Genomic DNA, 23,906 nt, shown 5'->3' with positions numbered 1-23,906 from the left:
GACACCAGCTACTTCGTCCCGAGCAGCGCCGGGAGCTCGCCGCGCGAGAGCACGCCGAGCTTCGGGTACGCCTTGTAGAGGTGGTGACCAACCGTTCGAGGGCTGAGAATCAGCTGCGCGGCGATGTCACGGTTCGACAATCCCTGCGCGGCCAGCCTTACGATCTGAGCCTCCTGCGACGTCAGCACCGCCAGCGCCGCCGCGGCCGGTCCGTTCGTCGGCGTGACCACGGCCGCGGCCGTCGTCGACGCGGGACCGCCGCTCGCCGCGAGTTCCTGCCGCGCCCGCTCGGCCCACGGCGTCGCGCCGAGCAGCTCGAACGTCTCCAACGCGGCGTTGAGCGGCCCGCGCGCCTCCGTCCTGCGCCGCTCCCGCCGCAGCCGCTCGCCCCACAGCAGTTGCGTCCGCGCGCGGTCGAACGGAAGGTCGCGGCGCTCGTACAGCCGCACTGCCGCCTCGAACGCACCCAAGGCAGTGCCCGCATCGTCCTCGGCCAGCATTGCTTCTCCGCGCAACACCAGCGCGTCCGCCGCGTCCTGCCTGATTCCCGCCGCCCATCGCACCAGCCGGTCGTGCGCGCGCTCGGCCGTCTCGCGGTCGCCCGCCCGCAGCGCCGCCTCGAGCAGGTCCGGCAACGCGCGCGTCGCCGCGAGCTGGTGCACCGCGGGCCCGTTCTCCAGTATCCGCAAGTGTTCCAGCGCCGCCGACGGCCGCCCGAGACCCAGATCCAGCAGCCCGAGCGCCCACCGTCCCCACGACTCGCCCAGTGACATCACCGTCGGCGCCAAGTCGGTCAGCGCCTGCCGCGCGTACGCCCGGCACTGCTCCTCCTCGCCCGCAGCCGCCGCCAGATACGCCGACAGGCCGGCGACCTGGCTCAGCCACTGCGACTGCCCGGCGGCCTCGGCCAGCGCACTCGCCTCCAGCGCCGAAGCACGCGCCTCCGGCAGCCGGCCGAGGTGCGCCTGCATCCGACCCAGCGCGCCGAGCGCGGGGGAGACCCAGGCGATCCGCCCGTGCTCCCGGGAATCCGTGAGCACCCGCGCGAACAGCTCCAGTGCTTCCTCGTCCTGGGCCAGGATCGGCGCCAGTGCGCCCATGGTGAGCAGCGCCGGCGTGCTGTCCGCCCCCGCATCCCTTGCCTTCGCCACCGCGTCGGCCAGGCGGAATGGCAGGAAGTTGAGTTGCTCGCGCAGGGACAGCAGCAGCGCGGACTCCACGAACAGCCCCACCGTGTACGCCGGATCCTCGGGCGAGAGGTCCGTGAACGACATGAACAGCTGGCTGTACGACTCCACCTCGCGGTCACCGAGATACCAGGCGATGTCCACGGTCTGACACAGCAGCCAGCCCGCGTGCCGATACTCGCCGGCCGCGCCGAGCTCGGCCGCACCGGTATACGCGATCTGATACGCCGAGCGCAGATCGCCGAGCTCGAACTTGGCCGCCGCCCGCGCCAGCACCAGCCGCGAACGCAACTCCAGATCGGCGACGCCGCCCGCTGCGGCCAGCTCCGCAAGCACCGCCTCCGCCGCCCGCGCGCACTCCTGCGCCCGCTCCGCGTCGTCGTGCTCCACCGCCGCCTCCGCCGCGGCCACCCAGCGCCCCAGCCGCCGCGCCGGATCCGGGCTCAACCGCGCGGCCCGCTCGTACGCCGCGACCGCCGCTTGCCGGCCGCCGCGCGACGCCGCCCGCTCCGCCGTGCGCTCCAGCTCCGCCGCGAGCCGCTCGTCCGGCTCCGTCGCCGCCGCGGACTCGTGCCAGATCCGACGGTCCGCGTCCTCCGGCCCGCTCAGCGCCCCGGCCAGCGCGCGATGCGCGGCCAGCCGCACCGGCACCGGCGTGGTCGAGGCCACCGCCGTGCGCAGCAAGGGATGCCGGAACGTGAACGACCCCTGATTCGCCTGCAAGATGCCGGCCCGCTCGGCCGGTCCGATCGCCTCCGGCGGCGCCCCGAACGCCGGCGCCGCCCGCAGCAGCACGTCCAGGCTCAGCCCGTCCGCCGCCGCGGCCAGCTGCACCAGCGCCCGGCTCTCCGACGGCAGCGCCTCCACCTGCGTGCGGAAGGCGTCCATCAGCCGGTCCGGCAGCTCGGGCAGGCAGGTTTCGCCCAACATGTCAAAGCCCTGGTTCGGGCTCGCCGCCTCGGCCGGCAGCTCCAGCAGCGCGAGCGGATTGCCCTGCGCCTGCGCCAGGATCCGCTCCGTCGCCGCCGGCGAAAGCCCCTCGCCCCGCCGTTGCCCCAGCAGCTCGGCCGCAGCCTCCGGTGTCAGGCCCCGTACTTCGAGCTCAGTGAGCCCGGACCGATCGAGCAATGCGTGACCCGGCCGCCCCGCGAAGACGATCGCCGCTCGCTCCGACCCCAGCCGCCGCGCCGCGAAGACCAGCGCCTCGAGCGAGGGCTTGTCCAGCCAGTGCGCGTCGTCGACCAGGCACAACACCGGGCGCTCCGCGTCGCTGTCGCTTTCACCCTCGGCTTCGGCCTCGGTTCCGGCCAGATCCGACAGCAGCGTCAGCACCGCCAGCCCGATCAGCAGACGGTCGGACGCGCCCGAAGCCTCCGCCGGACCCAGCCCGAACGCCGCCTCCAGCGCCTCCCGCTGCGGCGCCGGCAGCGCCGCGAGCCGGCCCAGCACCGGCTGCAGCAGCAGATGCAGCCCCGCGTACGCCAGCCCCGACTCCGCCTCGAACCCCGTCGCCCGCAGAACCCTGACGCCCTGCTCGAGGCCCAGCGACTCCAGCAGCGCCGACTTGCCGATCCCTGCCTCGCCCACGAGCGCCAGCGCCCCGCCGCGCCCCGCCCGCGCACCCGCGAGCAGCGCGCGCAGAGCCTGAAGTTCCCGATCCCGCCCGCTCAGCATAGGAACGAGTCTAATCACGCCCGCCGACGAGATCAGGCGGGTTTCGCCGCCGCGCCCTACCTACCCGATTACTGATTCGTGACTGATTCCGGATCGCGCCCCGCTCCGTAGCGTCACGGCCATGACGACAACCGAACTGCGCTCGGACCGCCGCGACGGGCTCAAGCCCTCCGCCGACCCGCGGCACAACAGCCCCTTCACGCTGTTCGTGCTGCTGATCGGCGTCTTCATGGCCATCCTCGACTTCTTCATCGTGAACGTCGCGCTGCCCTCCGCCCAGAAGGAGCTGCACGCGAGCACCGCCGGGATCCAGTGGGTGGTGGCGGCCTACGGCATCGCGCTCGCCGCCGGACTGATCACCGGCGGCCGCATCGGCGACCTGTTCGGCCGGCGCCGCGCCTTCATCCTCGGCATGCTGCTGTTCACCCTCGCCTCGGCCGGCTGCGGCATCGCCCCCGACCCCAACGTGCTGATCGCCGCCCGCGCCGTCCAAGGCCTGGCCGCGGCCATCTTCCTGCCGCAGATCCTCGGCGTCATCGGCGCGGCCTTCAGCGGGCCCGCCCAGATCCGGGCGTTCAGCGGCTACGGCCTGACCGCCGGACTCGGCGCCGTGTTCGGCCAGCTGATCGGCGGCGCGCTGATCCAGGCGAACCTGTGGGACCTGGGCTGGCGACTGGTGTTCTGGATCAACGTCCCCATCGGCGTGGCGGCCGCGGTGATGGCCATGCGCGCCCTGCCCGTCGTGCGCGGCGCCGCCCGCACCCGGCTCGACCCGATCGGCACCGGCCTGGTCGCCGCCGCGGTACTCGCGCTCGTCGTCCCGCTGGTCGAAGGCCGCTCCGACGGCTGGCCGCTGTGGACCTGGTGCTGCCTCGCCGCCTGCCCCATCCTGCTCGGGCTCTTCTATGCCCACCAGCGCCGGCTGATCGTGGGCGGCGGCACCCCGGTGCTCAACCCGGTGCTGTTCAAGTCGCGCGCCTTCGCCGTCGGCATGCCGGTCGCGCTGGTCTACAACCTCACCATCGCCTCGTACTTCTTCATCCTCGCGCTCTACCTGCAGCAGGGCCGCGGCCTGTCCGCCCTCGACTCGGGCCTGCTCTTCGGCGCCGTCGGCGGCCCCTACCTGCTGACCTCGATGACCTCGGGAAAGTACGCCAAGCGCTTCGGCCGCAACCTGCTCGCCGTCGGCGCGGTCGTCCAGGGCGCCGGCTACGGACTGATGGCCGTGACGGTGCATCAGGCCGGCGCCGGGCACACGATCTGCTGGCTGATCCCGGCCATGGCGGTGATCGGAGCGGGCATGGGCTACGTGTACACGCCGATGTTCGGCCTCGTGCTCGCCGGCGTCGACCCGCGCCACTCGTCCTCGGCCTCCGGCCTGCTCTCGACGGTCCAGCAGATCGGCGGTGCGATCGGCGTCGCACTCGCCGGGATCGTGTACTTCGACCGCCTGGGCGTCCGCCTCGACGCCGCCGCGTACACCGACGCCTTCGCCGCGTCCCTGGTGCTGCTGGTGCTCGTCGCCGCAGCCGCGGCCGCCCTGATCCTGCTGCTCCCCGACCCGCGCAAGGCCGCGGCCGCCCGGGCTGCCGCTGACGCCGGTACCACTGGTGCAGCCGATGCCACGAGCGCCGCCGAGGCTCTAGCTGACACCCCGTCCGCTTCGTCCGCTCCGCCGAACTCCCCTTCGCCATCCCCCTCTTCGTCCGCCCCCACCTCATCCTCTCCCTCTGCCCCTGTCTCTTCCTCTTCGCCCTCGTCCGCCGCCGTCTCTCCCCCCTCCGTCAGCGGGTAACGGGTGACAGCGGTCAGTCCGATGGCGCAGTGAGCCGTGGTCCGGACGCTCCCGTAGCTCTCCCGCCGCTAGGGTGCACAAGCGGAACGTGGGCAATCCATCCGATCCCACGCGATCCCCACGCGATACGGAGAAACGGAAGGGTTCCGGACCATGGTGGAACTGAAGGCGGCGCTGCACACCCCGTGCTGGACGGAGCTGAGCGTCCCGGACCCCGCGGCCGCTCAGCGCTTCTACGGCGAGGTCTTCGGCTGGCGCGGCGACACCGACCCGCGCCCCGAAGCCGGCGGCTACACCATGTTCAAGATCGGCCAGTCCCCGGTGGCGGCGGTGATGCCGCTGTTCAACGAGACCCAGCCGGTGGCCTGGAGCGTCTGCCTCGGCGTCGCCGACGCGGAGAACATCACCACCGAGGCCGTCGCCCACGGCGGCAAGGTGCTGATGCCGCCGACCGAGGTGTTCGACCTCGGCACCTACGGCGTCCTGTCCGACCCGGGCGGCGCGGCCTTCTCGATCTGGCAGGCCAAGTCGTTCACCGGAGCCGAGATCCTCGGCGACCCCAACTCGCTCGGCTGGATCGAACTGTCCACCCGCGACGTCCCGCAAGCCCTCGAGTTCTACCCCGCGATCTTCGGCTGGGCCACCCACCTGAGCGACTTCTACACGGAGTGGAGCCTCGACGGCGCCCACTTCGGCGGCCTGATCGACCTGAACACCCTCCCCGTCCCCGTCGCTGACGCCGCCCCCCACTGGAAGCCGTACTTCAACGTCGCCGACGTCGACGTGGTCGCCTCGAAAGCCGCGGCCGCCGCCGGCGGAGTGCTGATGCCCCCGGAGAACGTCCCCGGGGACACCCTGCGGATCAGCGTGCTCCGCGACCCGCAGGGCGCCGTCTTCGGCATCTTCGGCCCGGTGAAGGAAAGCAGGGTCTGACCGCGCCGTTCCCCGTCGCCGTCCTGCCCCCTTGCCCCGCCCCCTTGCCTAAGCGGGTTCGCTCAGTCGAGCCCCCGCCTCTGCACGCTGCCGATGCCCGTTCGCTCAGATCGAGCTCTCCTGCCCCATGAACAGAATCTGCCCGGTCGTCAGGTCACGGATCAGGTAAAGGAACGGGTGGTCGACAGTGAAGGTCACCCCGGGCGCCCGCGCCGCCGTAGCTCCAGCCGCCCCGCCCGCGGCAGCCGCCGCGACCGTGCCATGTTCACCCACCGCGATGTGCGCCTTCGCTACCACCGCGGAGACGTAGAGGCTCTCCCGATCGGCAGTCATCCCGCTCAAGTCGGCCGCGTCCGGGTTGAACAGATCCTTGACGCCGAGCTGCCCGAGCACCTGCTTGAGCGAGCCCAGACTCGAATCCGTGGTGAAGCGCGGCAGCGTCAGCTGCATCGACACCGGCCGGATCCCGCCGAGCATGGACGTCAGTGACGCGCTGGTCAGCTGCCCGCGCAAGCTCGCGAGCGTGCCGCGACCGGAGTCGGGGAGCAGTACGTCCATGGCGAGCTTGCCGCCCTGGTACGGCAGCTCGGCCAGCTGCCAGCCCGACCCGGCGGCGTAGCCGAACGATCCGCTCTGCTCCATAAGCGCCGCGGTCTCGGTCGACCCGTCCGCGCGAGTGAACGTGCCCGACGTGTTCGTGTCCGAAGGGTCGAACGGCGAGGCCCAAGCAGCGTCGAGGTAGAGCGCGTCGGTCAGCACCATCCGCGTGTCCTCATCGATGCTGTTCGGCGGGAAGAGGTCTGAGATGTAGCCGTTGGTCTCCTGTTCCACGAGCTGGTTGACGGCCCGGCGAGCCGCGTCCGGATCCTTGCCGAAGTCGGTCTGGTGCAGCCCCGAGCCGAACGCGCCGTCGATCGCCGAGAGGTAGCTCTGCGACGGCTTGACGGTGGTAGCCGTCCAGACATCGCTCGAGATGCGCAGCGTGATAGACCCCTGCTTCGCATCGGCCAAGGCCACGGAGTCGTCCCCGCCCAGCGCGGCACTCACCTGATCGGCCGTCAGTCCCGAAGTGCTCAAACCTAAGGCGGAAAGCAGCTGAGCTGCCGTCTGCCCACGCGCACCCGGCGCGACCAGCGCGAGCAGGTCGCTGAGCGTTTGCGGCGAAAAGGTCAGGTCGCCGTCGCCCGTGCCCAGCGCTCGCAGCAGCGACACGGCGAACGCGTTAGACCCCTGCGTCGCCAGCTGCCGCTGAGCGTCGGACACCGGGATCGAAGCAGCGTGCGCCGCCATGACGAGGCTCGTCCCCGCCGGAAGGTCTGACCCCGAGCACCCCGAGAGGCCCAACCCCACCAGCGTCATCGCGGCACCCATCGCCACGGCCGCCGCCACCGGCCGCCGAGCGCTGCCCTGACCTAGTCCCCGTCCCTGGCTACGTGCCCGTTCCCGTCCCAGTTCCTGACTGAGCCCCCTCTCGCGCCCCCGTCCCAGGCGGCCCAGCCCAAGACCCGTGTCCTGTCCCAGTTCCTGACTGAGCCCCCTCTCGCGCCCCCGTCCCAGGCGGCCCAGCCCAAGACCCGTGTCCTGCCCCCGTACCTGTTCCCTTACCCGTCGCCCGCCTCGGATTTGTATCCAGCCCAGCCCACGACTCTGACTGTGGCTGGAGCCCTCCCGCCGAATCCATCCCCCTTCAGTCCCTTGGCCCCGTCCAGGACGCCGAACCGGAATGCGTCGCCGCATCATCGCAGCCCCCTCCGCCCGCCCGGCGCCGACCGCCGGGAATCAGCGCTTGGACGGAGCGCGCAGCCACTTGGTTCCCGTCATCGCGGACCCGACCGCGGCCGGTCCTCACCGCAGCTCTCTTCCACCGCGGTCCCCGTGCCGCAGTTCGGCCCCACCGCGGCCCCGTTACCGCAGCTCTCTCTTTCCGCGATCCCTGTAGCTGCGGTCCCTGTAGCCGCGGTCCAGTCTTGCCGTGGTTTCCACCACCGCGGTCCAGTCTCGCCGCACTCCCCGTCGCTGCGTTCCTCCTTTATCGCGCTCTTCGCGCCCCCGTCCCTACTCCGCCAGCAGTTGCTCCACCTTCTCCACCTTGGCCGTCATCGCGTTCACCACTCCGGGCCGGATGTCCGCCTTGAGCACCAGGCTGACCCGCCCGCTGCCGTCCTGCACCGCCTCGCACGCCCGCTTGACCACGTCCATCACCTCGTCCCACTCGCCCTCGATCGTCGTGAACATCGAGTCCGTGCGGTTGGGCAGCCCCGACTCCCGCACGACCTTCACTGCTGCGGCGACCGGCGCCGCGACGTCCTCGCCGGCCCCGATGGGCGTGACCGAGAAAGCTACCAGCATGATTACTCCCTGACTTTCGCACCTTGTCGTGTGAGATCGACTTTAACGCCGACGACTGACAAGAACCGACTCGTCGTCAGTCCGTCTGCGCCGCCGCGTCCAAGCTCTCCAGCCAGCGACTGATCCCCGCCACGTTCGCGACGCTCGACGAGAGCGCCTCGAACTTCGCCGCGATCTCCGGTCTGGCCAGCAGCCGCGCGTAGCGCTCCCGGGTGCGGTCACGTACCAGCGCCAGCGTATGGTCGAGGTCCATCTGCTCGGACCGGGCTTCGCGCACCAGCCCGACCCACACGCGCAGTTCCTCCTCCGCGCGCTCCAGCGATTCGTCGACGCGCGTGATCGGTCCGTAGTGCGAGAACAGCAGCCTGGTCGACCCGAGCTGTCGCATCCGGGCGAGCGAGTCCAGCGCGAGGTCGAGGTCGAAGTCCGGCGGCGGCGTGCCGGGCAGTATCGTGCCGGCCACGTCAGCCCCGGCCGCAGCGCCAGCCCCTGCTCCAGCTGAGACCTCGCCGCTCCCGTTCATGTCCGAGTTCCCGCTCCCGTTCGCGGAGCCGGGGGCGAGCCCGGTCAGCGGGTCGGCCCCGTCCGGCGGGATATAGAGCCCTGCCGCGTCGCCGACATAGAGGTCGCCGCTCACCGAGTCGACCAGGCCTAGGTGATGCCGCGCGTGCCCGGGCGTATGGTGCCCCTCGAGGTAGCGCCCGCCGCCGAGATCCACCCGTCCACGCGCGCCGATGGCCTCGATCCGCTCGGCCGGAGTGGGCAGCAGTTCGCCGAAGACGTCGTCCATCGCGTCGCCGAACACGCGGCGCGCGCTGGCCATGAGCCGTGACGGGTCGGCGAGATGCCGTGCCCCCGCCTCCTGCACCACGATGCGGGCACGCGGAAAGGCCTTGGCCAGATCGCCCACGCCGCCGGCGTGGTCCAGGTGGATGTGCGTGACCACGATCGTGGCCAAGTCTGCCGCTCCGACGCCGAGCGAGGCCAACGCCTCGACGACTGTGCGGGCGCTGGTCGCCGTGCCGGTCTCGACCAGGCAGGGCCGGTCGCCGAGGATCGCGTACGCGGCGGTGATCCCGTCGTAGCCCGACATGGCGGTATCGATCAGGTGGACGTCGGAGCCGAGAGCTGTGATGGCCGTGGTGGTCATGAAGCCGAATGTACTCGGCCACCTGCTCCGTGGCTCGTCTTGCGCCGACCGGTCCTCATACCTCGTACCTCTATGGGCAGCGTACGACCTGTCCCGCGTACGCCAGACCGCCGCCGAACCCGAACAGCAACGCCAGATCCCCGCTGACCAGCTCGCCCGACTCGACCAGCTTCGAGAGCGCGATGCCCACACTCGCGGCCGACGTGTTGCCCGAGTTCACGACGTCGCGCGCGATCACCTTGCCTGCCAGACCGAGCTGCCGGGCCAACGGCTCGATCATGCGCAGGTTCGCCTGGTGCGGCACGAACCCGGCGAGCTGATCCGGCGTCACACCCGCCGCGTCGCAGGCCCGGCGTGCCAGAGCCGCCACCTCGCCGGTGACCCAGCGGTAGACCGCCTGCCCCTCCTGGCTGAACCGCGGTACGTCGCCCTCGATCAGCACCATCCGCGACTTGTCCGGCGCCGACCCCCAGAACACCGGACCCACGCCCCACTCCGCGTCGTCACAGGCCTCGATGACCGCAGCGCCCGCGCCGTCGCCGATCAGGATGCAGGTGCTCCGATCGGTCCAGTCCGTCACGTCCGACATCTTCTCCGAGGCCACCACCAGGGCGGCTCGAGCGGCGCCGGCCCGCACGGCGTGGTCGGCCACTGCCAGCGCGTGGCTATAGCCGGAGCAAGCGGTGTTGACGTCCAGCACCGCCGGACTACCGAGCCCGAGCGCAGCGGCCACCCGCGCCGCCGTGTTCGGGCAGCGGTCGATCGCGGTAGTCGTCGCGACCACCACCATGTCGATCTCGTTCGCCGCTCGTCCCGAGCTCGCCAAGGCCTTGGCACTCGCCTGCACGGCGAGATCGGCCACAGACTCGGTGCGCGCGATACGGCGTTCCACGATGCCGACGCGGGTGCGGATCCACTCGTCGTTGGTGTCGACGAGCTGCTCGAGGTCGGCGTTGGTCAGCGTCTCCGCAGGCTGGTAGTGCCCGACGGCGGCGATCCGGGATGCGGTCATACCTCGAGTCTAGAGAGTTCGATGGTGTCCATGGCGTCGCGACGTCCCCCTTTTCGTCATCTTGACGATAATGCCGTGGGCGGCGTATCGTCTGCGGCGGGCACCGGGGAGGCAGGGCCCTCATACCGTAGGAAGCAGGGGTGGAATACATGGCACACATCACCAAGCGGCCGTTCGTCAGCCACTATCGCGGCACCGGCACCGGCCACGTCGTACACCTGCGCCGCGGCGACGTCGCGCACCAGGGCGTCGGCCAGTCCTTCTGGTTCCGGCCGCTCGGCACCGTGCTGTCCGAAGTGCCCGTCGACGACCGCGAGCTGCCGCTCGTCTTCCGCGGCCGCACCGCCGACTTCCAGGAAGCGGCCGTGCAAGGCTCGGTCACCTACCGCTTCGCCGACCCGCTCAAGGCCGCGCGCCGCCTCGACTTCGGCATCGACACGGCCACCGGAGCAGCCCAAGGCACCCCGCTCGACCAGGTCGCCGGCCTGCTGACCGAGCTCGCCCAACAGCACGCGCTGTCGCTGCTCGCCTCCCTCCCGCTGGCCGCCGCACTCGCCGAGGGCCCGGCGGCCGTACGCACCCGGGTGGCCGAAGGCCTGTCCGGAGACGAGCGGCTGGCCGAAACCGGGCTGGAGATCGTCGACACCCGCATCGTCGCCGTCCGCCCCGAGACCGAAGTCGAGCGGGCGCTGCGAGCCCCCGCCCGCGAACTGATCCAGCAGCAAGCCGACCGCGCCGGCTTCGAGCGTCGTGCCGAAGCCGTCAACCGCGAGCGGGCCATCGCCGAGAACGAGCTGCAGAACCGGATCGAGCTCGCCACCCGCGAAGAGCAGTTGCTGGCGCAGCAGGGCGCGAACGAGCGCAAGAAGGCGGAGGAAGCGGCCGAGGCGGCGCGCATCCGGGCCGTCGGCGAGGCCGAAAGGTCCCGGATCGCCGCGGAAGCCGAGGCGGAGCGGACGCGGATCGCCGCGGAGGGCGAAGCCGAGCGCACCCGGATCAACGCCGCCGCGGACGCCGAACGTATCCGCCTCGCCGCCGCGGCCGACGCCGAGCGGATCCGGCTGGCCGCGGCCGCCGACGCCGAGCGCGTCCGCGAGCTCGGCATGTCCGAAGCGGCGGCTCAGGACGCGCGGATGACCGTCTACCAGGGTCAGGACCCGAAGATCCTGCTCGCGCTCGCCGCGCAGGAGCTCGCCGGCGCACTGCCCCAGATCGGCAGCGTGAACCTCAGCCCCGACCTGCTCAGCACCGTCCTCGGCGGCATGCTCGGCAGCGGCCCCCGCCCTGCCCTCCCCGCCACCGGTGACCAGGCCGACGCCCGATGAGCCTCGTCCCCCGGGTCGTCGTGGTCCACCGCCGTACTGAGCGCGAGCAGATCGTCCGCGAGCGCGGCACCTGGGGCCAGGCGAAGTTCCAGGCCAAAGCCGCGAGCCTGTCGCTGTCCGCGGTGGAGGAGCGGCACTCGGCCACCGACCGCGCCCTCCAGACGGTCTCGTCCGCAGTCCCCGGCACCTGGCGCCGCGGCGCGGTCGAGCGGGAGGACCTGGACCGCTTCCTGTTCGAGCCGGAGGACATCGTCGTGGTCGTCGGCCAAGACGGCCTCGCCGCGAACGTGGCCAAATACCTCAGCGGCCAGCCCGTCATCGGCATCGACCCCAGTCCCGGCACCGGTCTCGGCGTCCTCACCCGCCACCGCCCCGACCACTGCGCCGCGCTGATCGCCGAAGCCGCCGAGGGCCGGGCGGAGATCGAGGAGCGCACGATGGTCGCCGCCGCCGTCAGTTCCACCGCCCCCCAGGCCGCGGCCGCGCAGACGGCTGCTTACTCAGGCGGAGGCGGCCCCGGCTACGGCACGTCCGCTTCTGCCGACGGCGGCTCCTCCGCCGCCCTTCTCTCCCCTCCCTCCCCACCCGCACCTCCCGTTCAAGATGGTTCCCTCCTCACCCTCCATGCCCTCAACGAGGTGTACCTCGGCAGCCCCACCCACCAGTCCGCCCGCTACGTGCTGACCCTCCCCGACGGCCGCAGCGAGCAGCAGTCGTCCTCCGGCCTGCTCGCCGGCACCGGCACCGGCGCCACCGGCTGGCTCCGCTCCGCCGCCCGCGAGCGCCACAGCGCCCTGACGCTCCCCGCCCCCACCGAGCGCCGCCTCGGCTGGTTCGTCCGCGAAGCCTGGCCCTCACCCGCCACCGGCGCCGACCTCACCGAAGGCCTCATCGAGCCCGCCCAAGCCCTCCGCGTCCTCGTCCAGAGCGAGGACCTCGTCGTCTTCGGCGACGGCATCGAAGCCGACCGCCTCACCCTGAGCTGGGGCCAGACCGTCACCATCACCCCCGCCGCCCAGACCCTCCGCCTCGTCGTCTAGCCCCCGCCCCCAACCCGCCCCCGCTATCAAAGGTGAGAACCGCCGCTCGGATGCGGTATGGTTCTTCCTGCATCGGACTTCGGGCTGTAGCGCAGCTTGGTAGCGCACTTGACTGGGGGTCAAGGGGTCGCAGGTTCAAATCCTGTCAGCCCGACGGAGAAGCAGCAGGTGAGAGGCCCTGTTCGAGAAATCGGACGGGGCCTCTTCCGCGTCTCTGACCGTCGTTTGACCGTGGGATAGGACGTCAGGGGATGGCACGTCCGCGGAAATCGGTGCCTACTCGTGATGTGTGGTGTCAGCGTCTCCCAAGGACTGCCAAGACCCCGGTTCAGATCCACGAGGCCGCGTGCCGCGCAGCCGCCGGCTGGCGCTACTCTCTCGAAGCCAACGGCCCGGACGGTCGAGCTTGTCTATCGCGCACCGCGAGCCAGCGTTCCGGCAGGCTAGGGATGATCTCTGCTCCTGGCAGACTTCGATGAACCTGATGGGGCTGAAAGGTTGTCAAGGGGCTCCGGTTCAGCATCAGGAACCGCGACTTTCTGGGTATCCAGCCGTCCGCGCTACTAATACGAAGATGGCGACCTCGCCGACGACCGCAGACCTGCGTACGAGGGAGCCCTTGAGTAAGCCATACCACGGCGGGTGGCGCAGGTCGTCGGCTCGCCATACGCGTACGGCCGTGTGTCGTCCGGCCCGCGGGACACATGAGAGCTCGGTCGAGCGGGGTTCGTACAACATGCTCCGGCCGCGCCTTCGCCGTGTGTGGCGGCTCTCGTGAAGAACATGTACTCATAAGCGGCGGTTGGCTGGCACGCGGTCAGAGTCGTTGTCGACCGCATGGCCAGCGTTGAGCTGGTGGCTCGACCCTTTCCAGGCTTTCAAGCTCTTTCCATGCTGTCGGCCAGAACCTCCCACGAAAGTCCCTCCGACAGGTAGGAAAGTCCCAGAAAAATCCCTGACGGTCTGCCGGCAGACCAGTGGCTCAAGCACATCTACGGCCACCCAGCGAGGGCAACCAGAGCTCAGACCGGCTGCACGGAAGCGGTCCGCCGCATGTACTCCGAGCTCCTGGTCATGTCATCGGCGGGGCGGGACGTAGCTGGTTCGGGTTCTCGCGCCCGCCTGGGATCCGGACGATCACGACTAGACGCGGTGCGCTCTCGCCGGCGCGCTGGACGCGCTCGATCCAGATACTCTCGAAGAGGTTGACGGCTCCCTCGGCCCCGACTGTCTTGTCGAGGGCGAGCAGAACGGCCAAGCCGGGTCCGGTGTTCTGGTACTCGCTGGCTTGGGCGACGTACTTGCGGAGAGACGCTTCGCTTGCGTCGTCTTCTTCGATCTTGCACTCGACGTTGAAGGTGGCCGCATCGAAAATGAAAAGGATGTCTGCACGGCCTCCGGCCGTATCGATCACCTCGGACTGGACCTGCCGGAACAGCGCTGTGCTCGCGAGGTACTCGCGGTAGTGCTGGTGGAACAGCGCCTCGTCGACCTTCTGCTTCTTTCCGTCCTTATCGCGTAGGCGCAGGAACTCGGTGTAGCTGCCGCCCATCTTCCGGCCCACGTCATAGCAGTAGTACGCGTACTTCACGGTCGCGGTCAGTAGGCTGTGGAACGCCTCGGCCACCCCGGGGATCCAGTCGCTCGACTGCTTCAGCTCGTCCGTCAGCCGTTTGAGGAGCTGGCTGTAGCGAGGATCGGTGATCGACTGTTCGAAGCCTTCCACGGATCGGAAGCGCAACTCCAGCCTGTCCAGGACATGGTCCGGAACCGCGTCAACGATTGTGGGGAAGTGGTCGGGTAGCTGGCGCGAGAGTTGCGCGTCGGGCTTTTCCCGGATCCACCCCGCTGCCGGGATCGGGAGAAGGTGGCCGGCTCACACGGTTCTTCAGGGCGGCCCGCAGCTGTTGTGCGGCCGGATCTGCAGTGAAGTCGGGATCGTGGGTCAGTGCGTGGTCGAGGCATCGCAGCCGGTTCTCGTGGGTGAGGAATGCATCCTCGATGACAGGGGCGACCATGACTTCGATGACCGACTGCGCGGTGCTCTCGGTCAGTACAGTGACGGTGTTGTGTGCGCAGTAGGCTCGCAGAAGCGCGGTGATAATGCCGTGGCCGTCCTCGTACCAGGGATTGTCTGTGCCGACGTACTTGGCGGCCTCACTCAACAAGGTGGTCAGCTCGGACCAGGCCACAAGGTCGCTCTGGCGATCGGCTGCCCATACCGGGCCGGAGAGGACCCCGCTCCAGGCGCGATATCGGTGCAAGTTCTCCTGGAGGCAGGCTGCGGCCGTAGCGACCCGCTCCGCGGCGTCCGGTGAGGTAAGTCCGAGCAGGCCATCGATTCCGGCGCGATAGATCTGGGCGTCGATCCTTGCAGGGTCGATGGCGGCCAGTTCGGCGAAACGGTCGCGGGTTCCGGCCAGCCCGTCGGCGATCGCCTGATAGCTGTCTTGCTCGAGTGCGCCACGGACGTCGGCGAGGGCGAGTTCAAAGGCGGCGTCGCGGGAAGTGTGCTCCGGGGTCAGGCACCGTTCGAGGGCATCGCGGAGGCCCGCGGTGGGATGGTGCGCTTCGAGCACGCCCAGAAGCCTCGGCAGCCGTGAGGCGAATTCCACAGGCAGTTCCGCCGGGTCCTCGGTAATCTCGTCCATCTTTCCGAGCAGCCGAGCGGGGCTGATGACGTCTGCGAGGGTCAGTTGTACGAGGCAGTCGGCAGCCTCGGCGCCGATCAGGGCTTGTGCGACATCGTCGCCGGCGTCGCGGGCATTGGTGATCCGATTGAGGAGGATCTTGGCGAGTGTCGGGCCGAGCTCGCGGGCTAGGTCGGGATAGGTAGCGAGGGCACTGACTGCCTGAGCGAAAGCGGAGTGGCGTGTCGAACTAGCCAGCCCGGAGAGGATGATCTTACAAGATTCCACACGCCCGTCGGCTGCGCCGGCCTGCGCAGTTGCCCTGATGAGATGGTCGAGGAACGGGCCGGTGGCAAAGTAGTCCGCGGCGAGAAGTACTTGCTCGAGGCCGCCGAGATCGTCGATAGTCGGTCCGGTCCGGCGCTGCTCAGGGGTCGCACCGGCCGTCCAAGCGACGATGCGCTCGTCCATGTCATGCACGGTTTCCCCTTCCTTCTCACTCGCGCTCTGCGATACCGCGCGGCTTGTTGATCTTAGAACAGCTCGCGGCGATTGCTGCTTGTGATGATGTGGCTTTGCTCGAAGATGTCCCAGACGGCATTCTCGATCGACGTGATCAGCACCTGCATACCCGGGATGTCGTTGCCCATGTCGTGGAGGGTCTGCAGCACCTGGTGTACGACGTCCTCGGACAGCTCATCGGCCGTCGGCGCGTCGATAAGGAGCAGACCGGGGTGCGACATGATGCCCCGACGGCGTCCGACGCGGATCATCCCCACGACGACTGCGATCCGCATGCGAAGGCGGTCGACCGGGCTGAACGCTGAGAACTTGTGCCGTTTGCCTGACTTGATAGCGCCGAGTTGGCCACCTAGCGAGAGCTTGACGCTGTTCAGGTTGGTCACGCCGAGATCGTGGGCGATGGAGACGATCTCGGAGTTGAGCTCGGCGAACAGTGCGCGGCTGTGTCCGTCGACGACCTCCTTGAGAACCTCGGCCGTCATTTCCAGGATGGTCGTATCGGCGACCGTTGTGTCGTCTTCAGCTGCCGACTCTGCCTTGACGTCGATCAATGCGGCCACCGCCGGCGTCAGCCCGCTCGTGCCTCCCGTGGCCAACGCAACGGCGCCCTCGAGCAGGTAGACCTCGCGCTGGGTCTCTTCGAAGTGCGTGAACCACGTGTTCGAACGGGCCTGAGCTAGATTCGAGACGGCCTGGTCGTGTTTGGCACGCCCGGCGTCGAGCGCGCTCTTTGCCTTGTCAAGGGCGTCCTTGCAGGTGGTCTCGGCACCCTGGGATACGGCGAGGCGTGCATCGATCTGCGCCAGCGCGACAGCCTTCGCCGCTTCGTCTTCGGTTCCCTCTGGCAAGGGGTGCGCGCAGACTGAGCACACATGCTCGTTTTCCTCGGTGGCGCGTCGAGCATCATCGATCTCATGGTCGCATCGCGGACAGGCCTCGGGCTCCAACGCACCGAGCAGCATGCGCGCGGCACTGCTCTGTCTCGCCCGTCGTGCCGCGCGTTCGTCGGACTGCCGGGCCCGACGCGCGGCGGCGTGGTTCTCGGCGGCGAGTCGATGGGTCTCCTGGAGCTCGGCAAGCGAGGCTGCATGCTGATCGACGGAGGACGCCAGCGCGGTCGTGTCCGGTGCGTTCGCCTTCAAGGCCCGAAGGCGACTCCGCGCGCCTTCCAGCGCAGTCTTCAGCGGTTCGATCTTCGCGGTTCGAGCCTGAGTGTCCTCCTTCGCCCGCCTCTCTGCCCTCGCAGTCTCCTGCGTTTGAGCCCGAAGCGCGGTGGCGAGCCGAGCTTGTTCAGCGGTGAACGGCACGTCGAGGAACAATTGCATCAGCCGGACCGGCAGCTGACCGATCAGGGATCAATGCCACGTAGCTTATGTTGATCTTGTTCGGCCGCTGGTGGCGGGTGGGTTGGTGCGGAAGATCCGGATGGTGGGCGGGTCAGGGTGCCGTATGCCGGTATCAGCGGCCTTTTTCACCCGGTGTGGGTTGTGTCGGATGCGTTTGACGGCGCGGGGGTAGGTGCGTTCGCGACGGGGCGGGTTGAGTGCGGCGGGTGCGGTCAGTTGCGCGGCGGCGCGGGCGGCGGGGGCTTTCATCTGTTCAGGGGGAAAAGCGCGCGGTACCGGTGGCGGTACGGCGCGCGATGCGCACGGCTTTGACGAAGGAGACGCGGTCCGGGTCGATGTCCGCGCCGGTCGCGGCCCGGCAGATCAGCGCGTTGATCGCGTAGTGGACCAGGAGGTAGGCCCACACCTCCTGGTAGACGAGGTCGGGTAGCTTCGAGCGTAGGACGCGCCCGGAGCCGCGCAGGTCGGTCTCGAGCTGGTCGTGCGCGCTCTCCTGTTCCCACCGCTGGTGGTAGCAGTACGCGAGGGTCTCGGCCGGCGCGCTCTGCGGGTCGAGCAGGTTCGTGATCAGGCAGATGAGTTCCGTGCCGGCGGGCCCGGCGCGGTCGGGCACGTCGTACTGGAGCACCCGTACCCGGCGGGCCTGGTGCGGGTCGAGCTCTTCTCCGGCTTCGGCGGCCCGCACGATCGCCTCGCGCCGTGCGCCGCGGATCTCGCGGTCGATCACCACGGACACGTACGTGCCGTCCTCGAGTACCCGCAGGGGTGGCAGGCGCAGGTCGGCCTTGACCCGCCACAGCAGCCCGGCCCCGGTCTCGGCCGCGTCCGAGAAGGCCGGGAAGCTGTAGAACCCGCGGTCCGCCGTGAGCAGCCAAGACCGGTCCAGACGCGCGAGCAGCGGCGCGGCCAGACTCTGCTCCCCGGTGGTGTACGGACCGATACGCGCGTCGACGAAACAGTGGCTGGCGCACTCGGTGATCCCGACCACCCGCACCTTCGGGAACGCCGACGGATTGCCCCCGGTCGTGGAGTACCCGAACTCCGCGACGTTGCCCGGCGTGTCGGGCACGTCCATCGCGAACCCGTCGATCGCCATCACCCGCAGCCCGCACGCGAACGCGCCCCGGGTCTCATCCTGAACCGCGACCGGCTCGGCACAGTACCCGAACACCCGCCGCAGCACATCACGGCCCAACCGTTTACGCGCCTGCGTGATCCCGGAGGAGGTCGGCACGCCCCAGGACGCGTCCCACACCCCGAACGCGTCGAGCGACCCGGTCACCCTCGTGGCGACCTCCTCCGCGGCATCCTGCGCGAACAGCGCCATCGCCATCGTCAGATACGCCGTCACATGCGGCGGCAGCTTCCCATCCGAACGCAAAGCCCTGATCCTCTCGTCGTTCAAGGCCTGATCCACCTTGAACCGCGGCACCGCCTCGACCAGCACCCCGAGAGAAACCTGATCCATCACCACACGCCCGCGATCCACGCCAGAGTCCACCGACACGAACCAAGACTACGACACCACCCCCCAACACCCAGGCCACACACATGATCAACCCAGGCTACGTGGCATTGGATCAGGGATGGGCCCAGCAAGATGCTGTCGCTCGCGGAGTTCAGAGCGATCGCATAGAAGAAGCTGGGCCAGCCGTGAACCTGCTGCTTGCTGTCCCGGCTGTCGTCCTCGTTCTTCGGTGCGTTCGGCTCGGCTACCCACATTGCCACAGGCTGGAGGCTGAGCTGCTTCATCATGAACTGGCTTATCAGTGACTTGACGTCATCAGGTCCTGCCGTGGCGGCGACGCGAACGCCCACGCCGTTCTGGTCGCGCCCGTCGAGCGCGAGCAGTTCCTCGATCGACTCTCCGACCAACAGCGTGGCGTTCGGGTGGCCCGGGCGGTCGAAGGCGAGGCGCACCGAAGCGGCGACGCCGCCCACCTCGATGTCGGCGCGGACATAGTGGAACCAGCCGACCGTCTCGGGCCGGCAGAAGTTGTCGAAACCCTCGCCGCGTAGCGCGAAGCTCAGCGCCCACAGCAAGCTCGACTTGCCAGCCGAGTTGATGGTGCTGGAGATGACCCATGGTCCGCTGTCCAGCTGCATGTCGAACGTGAACGCGCCGTCGTTGGCGTCGGTACCGGTCTTCGAACCGTCGCAATAGAGTCGGCGTACGAGCAGGCTCCGGTCGATCGGAAGCGGCCGGGTCAGTTCGATCTCGCGGGAGTGCAACACCTTCGCCACGTCGGCCGATTCCAGCCCTGCGATCCGCGAAGCGATTCGCAGATGCAGCTGGCTCTCTGAGGGAACCGCGAGATCCACTAGTGCAAGCTCGGAGCTCATGCAGAGACCCCCTCGGACGCGCTCTCGCGCAACGTAGCCAGCCGCTCGCGGGTGCGGTTGGCGATGGACGGGATGATCTCGCCCAAGGGTGTCTGGGCGTAGTCGCGCTGCAGGTACTGACGCTTTCGCAACGCCAGGCCGGTATGGCCCGTTGCTTCGGCCAATGCGCGTACCAACTGTGCCCGCTCGGTGTACCAGGCCAACTCCGGGTACAAGTGCGTGGCCTTGTCAGCCGTCTCCTGCCCCTTCTCGGTCAGGAAGTAGTTGGCTTGCACGATGTTGCCGCCGGCACTCAAGCGCGCCCGCGTGATCACCAAGCGGGGTGCGGCCAGCATGCTCAGGGCTCGATCGAGACGTTCGAAAGCGCCGAACAGATAGCGGATCATCGGGATCGCGCAGACCTCCGGCTCGTCCGAGTCGAGGATGTCGCCCGCGATGTCCAGCAGGATCTGCTCGTGGGAGCGTTCGTAGTCGTTGAGAAGCTCGTCCGCCAGGTAGTCCGGATTGCGCAGCCAGAAGTCGAGCTTCTGCAGCCTGCTTTCGGAGCGCAGTACCGCTACCGTGTTCGCTGGTGCTGCAGCCAGGGCGCCTGCGTCGAGCGTCTCGGCGACTGCCGCGATCAGCAGGAGAATCCGAACTGCGTCGGCGTACCGGTCCACCTCATCGTCCACAGGCACTCACGTAGCGTAGCGAAGGGCCGGTTCCGCAATCAACCCCCGTAGGCATGTTCAATATCATAGGCCTGCGATGCTTCGAGCGGCAGGGTCGCGGTGCGCCCAGCCGCCTCCGGTTGGCCGGATGGCGTCACGCGGCTGATTCAACCAGCGGGCTGGGGTTTGTCCCATCCGGCTGTGCGAGACGTCTCAGCAGCGCGGCGCGCGCTCGTGGCAAGCGACGGCGGCGGGAAGTGGTCTCGCGGGCTGATTGTCCTGCCAGGCTGAGGTCTGTACGAGGCCTCATATCTGATGCTGCACGTAGGCTGCTGTGGAATGTGTGCGCGCCAGCGGGCTTCAGAACGGAGCGCGATTTATGCCTGTGGACACGGCGGAATCCACTGCGGCGCAATTTCGTTGATCGGTAAATGGAATGGCCCGTTCGTGTCCTGTCGTGTATCGTGTGGCTCGCGGCGATCCGATCGTTTCCACTGGGCGCCGCGGGGGATGCACCGGCTGCCGTCCAAAGATCTTGGAGAAACTGCCGGTGGCGCATGGGGATCTTCTTATCACCGAGTCTGCCTTTCGCGGAGAGGGCACATGCCTGAAATCACTTCGGCCGCCGGAAATGGAACGATCGAGATATCGGTCGGCCGTGCTGGACACTCGGAGCAGGTCAGCGTCGGGCAACGCATGGCCGTCAAGGCCACCGAAGCGATGGCTCAGGTGCGTCAGACGGTACTGAACGCCGCCACCGAGTTCGCGTCTGCTATCGAGGCTCTTGAACCGGACAAGCGCCCGGCCGAAGTCGTCGTCCAATTCGGCATAGAGCTATCGGTCACGGGTTCGGCAAGGATCGCCAGCGGTCAGTCTGGCTCGAACTTCGTCGTGTCCATGAAGTACGCGTGGCCTCATCAGCAGGCAGAGAACCAAGGGCCGCAAGGCCCCTCGCCGCTGCCCTCTGCCGGCGAATGAGGCGGGCGGCGATGTGGCTGCGCCCCGCCCCGGCGCGGCGAGTGCCCGCGTACCTGGGGCGAGTCCTCGATGCACAGGGGCGCCCGGATGCGACGTGTTTCCAGTTCGCCCTCGGATATCTGGCCACCGCGAAGCACGCGCTGGGTGGTCTCGCCGAAGGGCAGGTCCTTACTGTCGACCCGCTGAGTGGCGGCGACGCGATCTCCTGCACCGTGATAGCGATCGACGACCTCAACGACTTGGCCGTGCTGCACACCCGCACGCCGCTGGGAGCATCGGTTCCCGCTATGGCCCTGACCGACACCGTGCCGTTGGGAACATCGATCGTCGTGGTCGGAGTGAGCGCGCATGTCGAGGAGGAGCACGAGTACCGCTACCTCGAGAGCCCTGGCAGTTGGGCCGGTCTCACGCAGCGAGACGGCCTTTCCCTCGGCCGGTTCAACTCCCAGGACGTGACTCCGGGCATGAGCGGAGCGCCCGTCTGTCTGCGCTCCGACCACACGCTGCTGGGCATCGTCCTCGAGCGCTATGCGAGCGGGGACGGACGGCTGCGCGATGCCGCCTGGGCAGCGCGCACCGAAGCGCTACGAGACCTGGGCGAGCGCGTGGGAGCGGGCACACCCAAGCTGTCGAAGCCCATAGGCCGCCAGGTCAAGCCTCGGACGGCAGTGCTGGTTCTCATAATCGCCATCGCCCTGGTCGCCGGCCTCGCCTTCGCACTACGCCCCTCCTGGGACGGTCACGCCGCTACCGGCGTGACCAATCCCGCCGCCAGCCCGATCGCCGCACCCTCCAACGCTCTCCCGCTGTCCGTGCAGAACGTCGCGGACATCGAGTCCAGCCTGGGCGACGGCTCCTTCGCGCTCGGCGCTGCGCTGCCGATGAGCATCTCGCAGCTGCAGACGTTCAACACGGTCACCGTGGCGAACTCAGGAAAATACGGCCCGTGGTACCACGATATGAACGGCGCCGCCATCGACTTCGGCTACACGACCATGGACCTACGGAACACGACCAACGCCCAGGTGAGTGTGACGGGCATGAGCGTCCTCAAATCGTGCTCCGCGCCCCTCAAGGGAACGCTGTTCTCAGGGTACACGCAGGGAACGGGCGACAACGTCGAGATCGCGTTCAACCTCGACGGCCCGAACCCCATGTCGCAGGACATGTTTTCCTCCGAGCCGCTCGGCACCAACTACTTCGCCGCACACACGATCACGCTGGATCCGGGCGAAAGCAGAGGCCTCACCGTCGGTGCTTACACGAAGCAGTACTCGTGCACCTTCACGCTGCGCGTGTTCGTCTCGACCGCCCGGGGCCCGTTCTGGCAGGACATCGACGATAACGGTCGGCCGTTCCGCGTCACGGCCATGCCGCCCACCCGCTCCGTCAATGCGCCCTATGCCGGATACCAGGTCGTCTATGTCAGCCGACAGCAACGACCCGCCTGGACCCAGGTCGACCCGGCAACCTACTCGAACTAGCCGAAGAGGGAAAGATGCCGCTCCGCAGACTCGTCGTTCTCTCAGTGACCCTGTGCGCTCTGGTAGCCGCCTGCATTCTCATCGGCCCGAGGCTATTGCCTCACCGGGACGCGCCCGCCGCGCGCACGGCCTCGGCTGACACCCGCAGCGCCGCGCCCGCTGGAACAGGGGTCGAGGAGGACCCGGCATTCGCGTACACGCAGTTCCGCGACATCGTCGTGATGAAAGGCACCCGGCAGATAGCGAAGTACGCGAACGTCTTCGACCCCTTCAACCCTTACAACAACCACGTGATCTGGACCGCGAGCGGCCGCTTCGTGGTCTTCATCTCGCATCTGAACGGCAACTACGAACCGACCGACCACGCCCTGATCTACATAGACGCCCAGACCGGGGCCGCGCACTCGATACCCTGCCCCTACTGCTGGGACGTCACATCGCCGAGCGCCGACACCGTCCTGGTCAAGGCCGGCAGTTCGAACGACCAGAACGAAGTCGAGCAATACAATCTGGGCGCAAGCGCGGCCCCGAAGACCTTCGATCTCCCGTTCGTCAACACCGTCGGATGGACGCAGTTCCTCGCCAGTGTCGACGGCCTCACGCTGGCGTACGGCACCACGAGCAGTTCAGGCGGGGATCTTCAGCTTCTGTCCCAAAACAATATGGGAATACGCGACCTGGGGCCTTACCAGGACGGCTACACCTGGGCCGCCGCCTCGCCCACGACCGCCTATCACGGACCCGAGATGGCCATCATGAGCTCGACCGACCCGGGCGCGTGCGCCTCCGAGATGGAGATCTACCTTGTGGACCCCGTCTCGGTCCGTTTCGCCGCGACGGACACGTCTGCGATCGTCTCCCGAGCGGACGTCACGGCATCGCGTGGCGGCATGGCGTCCCAGGCGATCTGGTGGGGCTCGGACGGCAAACTCCACGCCACGTTCGCATCATGGAGATGCGACAACACCAAGCGTGACGAGTCTTCCAAAATGATCGATATCCGCGAGTCGACTCCGTGGGTCCTGGAGGGTTTCACCTGGCAGCAGGAGAGCACGACCGTCGAAACCGCCGAGCAGCCTCTCGGCTCGATGGGGAAGCTGACCTTGGATATACCGAGCTGCCTCGGGCCCACCGTGCCGAAGGGGGTCGACATAACAACCTATTGCAATGAAGGAGATCTCTACCTGGACGGATCGGGAGCCAGCTCGCCCCAAGCGAAGAAGCTCATCGCGCAGGGCGTGATCAGTATGTCGGCTCCCGCGACGTGATACCGGATAACCGAGTCTTCCGTACCACCCGTAACCTCGTGCGCACCGGTCGGCGCGCCAACCCGGCATGAGCGCTCTTGCGTTGCTCGAGGATGGTTGGTGCCGCGCCTCACGGTGCCCGTTCGGGCACGTTTGAGAAGCGGGCTTGGCGTGTGACGGTGCTGGTCACGATCTGATAGCTGCGGCATGTCGCAATGCTCGCATGCACGAGGTCTCCGGT

19 protein-coding genes and 1 tRNA gene are annotated in these 23,906 nt (G+C 68.7%); 9 read left to right on the top strand and 11 right to left on the bottom strand.

What is annotated here, in order from left to right:
* Positions 1–8: 8 nt before the first annotated feature.
* Positions 9–2,861, bottom strand: coding sequence for a helix-turn-helix transcriptional regulator (locus tag ACTRO_RS50355; RefSeq protein WP_034264195.1), 2,853 nt, complete (start codon positions 2,859–2,861; stop codon positions 9–11).
* A gap of 121 nt (positions 2,862–2,982) precedes the next feature.
* Between ACTRO_RS50355 and ACTRO_RS17140 the strand changes: the two genes are divergently transcribed.
* Positions 2,983–4,656 (top strand): MFS transporter, encoded by a 1,674-nt coding sequence (locus tag ACTRO_RS17140; RefSeq protein ID WP_063628015.1) that lies wholly within the window; start codon positions 2,983–2,985, stop codon positions 4,654–4,656.
* 153 nt (positions 4,657–4,809) lie between these two features.
* Positions 4,810–5,589, top strand: coding sequence for a VOC family protein (locus ACTRO_RS17135; protein WP_034264192.1), 780 nt, complete (start codon positions 4,810–4,812; stop codon positions 5,587–5,589).
* 105 nt (positions 5,590–5,694) lie between these two features.
* Here ACTRO_RS17135 and ACTRO_RS17130 read toward each other — a convergent pair whose 3' ends face one another.
* Positions 5,695–6,879, bottom strand: a complete 1,185-nt coding sequence (locus ACTRO_RS17130; RefSeq protein ID WP_034264189.1) for a serpin family protein — start codon at positions 6,877–6,879, stop codon at positions 5,695–5,697.
* On the opposite strand from ACTRO_RS17130, the gene ACTRO_RS50350 reads away from it, so the two are divergent.
* Positions 6,878–7,000 (top strand): hypothetical protein, encoded by a 123-nt coding sequence (locus tag ACTRO_RS50350; protein ID WP_281177868.1) that lies wholly within the window; start codon positions 6,878–6,880, stop codon positions 6,998–7,000. The genes ACTRO_RS17130 and ACTRO_RS50350 overlap by 2 nt on opposite strands.
* Positions 7,001–7,644: 644 nt before the next feature.
* Here ACTRO_RS50350 and ACTRO_RS17125 read toward each other — a convergent pair.
* The 3 genes from ACTRO_RS17125 to ACTRO_RS17115 all read right to left on the bottom strand — a co-directional run bounded on the left by ACTRO_RS17125 (position 7,645) and on the right by ACTRO_RS17115 (position 10,100).
* Entirely contained in the window at positions 7,645–7,938 is a 294-nt protein-coding gene (locus tag ACTRO_RS17125; protein ID WP_034264186.1) for an MTH1187 family thiamine-binding protein, read from the bottom strand.
* 76 nt (positions 7,939–8,014) lie between these two features.
* Positions 8,015–9,088, bottom strand: coding sequence for an MBL fold metallo-hydrolase (locus tag ACTRO_RS17120; RefSeq protein WP_034264183.1), 1,074 nt, complete (start codon positions 9,086–9,088; stop codon positions 8,015–8,017).
* A 70-nt stretch (positions 9,089–9,158) separates the two neighbouring features.
* The gene (locus ACTRO_RS17115; RefSeq protein WP_034264181.1) at positions 9,159–10,100 is read right to left on the bottom strand and encodes a beta-ketoacyl-ACP synthase III; all 942 of its coding nucleotides are present in this window, start codon (positions 10,098–10,100) and stop codon (positions 9,159–9,161) included.
* Between the two features lie 149 nt (positions 10,101–10,249).
* Here ACTRO_RS17115 and ACTRO_RS17110 point away from each other — a divergent pair, with 149 nt between their 5' ends.
* The 3 genes from ACTRO_RS17110 to ACTRO_RS17100 all read left to right on the top strand — a co-directional run bounded on the left by ACTRO_RS17110 (position 10,250) and on the right by ACTRO_RS17100 (position 12,619).
* Positions 10,250–11,425 (top strand): SPFH domain-containing protein, encoded by a 1,176-nt coding sequence (locus tag ACTRO_RS17110; protein ID WP_051450972.1) that lies wholly within the window; start codon positions 10,250–10,252, stop codon positions 11,423–11,425.
* A complete protein-coding gene (locus tag ACTRO_RS17105) occupies positions 11,422–12,465 on the top strand; it encodes a diacylglycerol kinase catalytic domain-containing protein (RefSeq protein WP_034264177.1) in 1,044 nt (347 codons plus the stop codon). Before ACTRO_RS17110 ends, ACTRO_RS17105 begins: the two co-directional genes overlap by 4 nt.
* 80 nt (positions 12,466–12,545) lie before the next feature.
* Positions 12,546–12,619, top strand: a tRNA-Pro gene (locus tag ACTRO_RS17100).
* Positions 12,620–13,537: 918 nt separating this feature from the next.
* Here the strand turns inward: ACTRO_RS17100 and ACTRO_RS43490 are convergent.
* From ACTRO_RS43490 to ACTRO_RS17070, 6 genes are all read right to left on the bottom strand, one after another.
* Entirely contained in the window at positions 13,538–14,191 is a 654-nt protein-coding gene (locus tag ACTRO_RS43490; protein WP_157436306.1) for a hypothetical protein, read from the bottom strand.
* Positions 14,192–14,240: 49 nt separating this feature from the next.
* Positions 14,241–15,566 (bottom strand): hypothetical protein, encoded by a 1,326-nt coding sequence (locus tag ACTRO_RS17090; RefSeq protein WP_034264176.1) that lies wholly within the window; start codon positions 15,564–15,566, stop codon positions 14,241–14,243.
* 62 nt (positions 15,567–15,628) lie between these two features.
* Positions 15,629–16,942 carry a coiled-coil domain-containing protein gene (locus ACTRO_RS17085; RefSeq protein ID WP_157436305.1) on the bottom strand — a complete coding sequence of 438 codons (1,314 nt, stop codon included), beginning with the start codon at positions 16,940–16,942 and terminating at the stop codon, positions 15,629–15,631.
* A gap of 274 nt (positions 16,943–17,216) precedes the next feature.
* Positions 17,217–18,431, bottom strand: coding sequence for an IS4 family transposase (locus tag ACTRO_RS17080; RefSeq protein WP_051452410.1), 1,215 nt, complete (start codon positions 18,429–18,431; stop codon positions 17,217–17,219).
* Complete coding sequence (locus tag ACTRO_RS17075; protein ID WP_157436304.1) at positions 18,431–19,306, bottom strand: hypothetical protein; 876 nt, start codon at positions 19,304–19,306, stop codon at positions 18,431–18,433. The genes ACTRO_RS17080 and ACTRO_RS17075 overlap by 1 nt, the downstream gene beginning before the upstream one ends.
* Complete coding sequence (locus tag ACTRO_RS17070; protein WP_211244300.1) at positions 19,303–19,983, bottom strand: hypothetical protein; 681 nt, start codon at positions 19,981–19,983, stop codon at positions 19,303–19,305. Before ACTRO_RS17070 ends, ACTRO_RS17075 begins: the two co-directional genes overlap by 4 nt.
* Positions 19,984–20,559: 576 nt before the next feature.
* Between ACTRO_RS17070 and ACTRO_RS17065 the strand changes: the two genes are divergently transcribed.
* The 3 genes from ACTRO_RS17065 (at position 20,560) to ACTRO_RS43485 (ending at position 23,686) form a co-directional block, all read left to right on the top strand.
* A complete protein-coding gene (locus tag ACTRO_RS17065) occupies positions 20,560–20,934 on the top strand; it encodes a CU044_2847 family protein (protein WP_157436303.1) in 375 nt (124 codons plus the stop codon).
* An 11-nt stretch (positions 20,935–20,945) separates the two neighbouring features.
* Positions 20,946–22,418, top strand: a complete 1,473-nt coding sequence (locus tag ACTRO_RS17060; protein ID WP_034264166.1) for a trypsin-like peptidase domain-containing protein — start codon at positions 20,946–20,948, stop codon at positions 22,416–22,418.
* 290 nt (positions 22,419–22,708) lie between these two features.
* On the top strand, positions 22,709–23,686 hold the full coding sequence (locus ACTRO_RS43485; RefSeq protein ID WP_157436301.1) for a hypothetical protein: 978 nt from the start codon (positions 22,709–22,711) through the stop codon (positions 23,684–23,686).
* The last annotated feature ends 220 nt before the right edge of the window (positions 23,687–23,906 follow it).

This window comes from Actinospica robiniae DSM 44927, assembly GCF_000504285.1.
GTDB lineage: Bacteria > Actinomycetota > Actinomycetes > Streptomycetales > Catenulisporaceae > Actinospica > Actinospica robiniae.
The sequence above is the reverse complement of the archived record's forward strand: the minus strand, read 5'-3'. Positions and strand labels throughout refer to the sequence as shown.